Source organism: Collinsella aerofaciens, from assembly GCF_901212495.1.
GTDB classification, from domain to species: domain Bacteria; phylum Actinomycetota; class Coriobacteriia; order Coriobacteriales; family Coriobacteriaceae; genus Collinsella; species Collinsella aerofaciens_H.
Genome location: NZ_CAAKNY010000083.1, coordinates 4,187 through 4,587, shown reverse-complemented (window position 1 = coordinate 4,587; position 401 = coordinate 4,187). Strand labels below are relative to the sequence as shown.

Below are 401 nucleotides of genomic sequence, written 5' to 3'. Positions count from 1 at the left end.
CAATTTCAATTGGTGCGGCGTATAGGATTCGAACCTATGACGTTCTGATTCGTAGTCAGACCCTCTATCCAGCTGAGGTAACGCCGCAACGCAAGGATTATTATGCACGTGACCCCTCGATGGGTCAAGCGACAATTTGGAAAAATTTTACGAAGTGATGATTGAGACGCCCGCGCCTCGACCGAGGTTCGAATCTATGCGGTGGCGACATAAAAGAAAAGCCCCCGTTGCCGGAGGCTTTCAATTTCAATTGGTGCGGCGTATAGGATTCCGCGCATCCGCCGCGCGGATCCGCGCCGGCTTCGCCCGCCTGCCGGCGTGCTCGCCCGCTCGCTAAAAACGCTCCGCGTTTTCTTGACACTCGCGCCTCGACCGAGGTTCGAATCCATGCGGCGTCTGAC

1 tRNA gene is annotated in these 401 nt (G+C 56.1%); it reads right to left on the bottom strand.

From position 1 onward, the window contains the following. Positions 1-10: 10 nt before the first annotated feature. Positions 11-87: transfer RNA gene (locus SFLMC1_RS10150), tRNA-Arg, on the bottom strand. Positions 88-401: the final 314 nt, after the last annotated feature.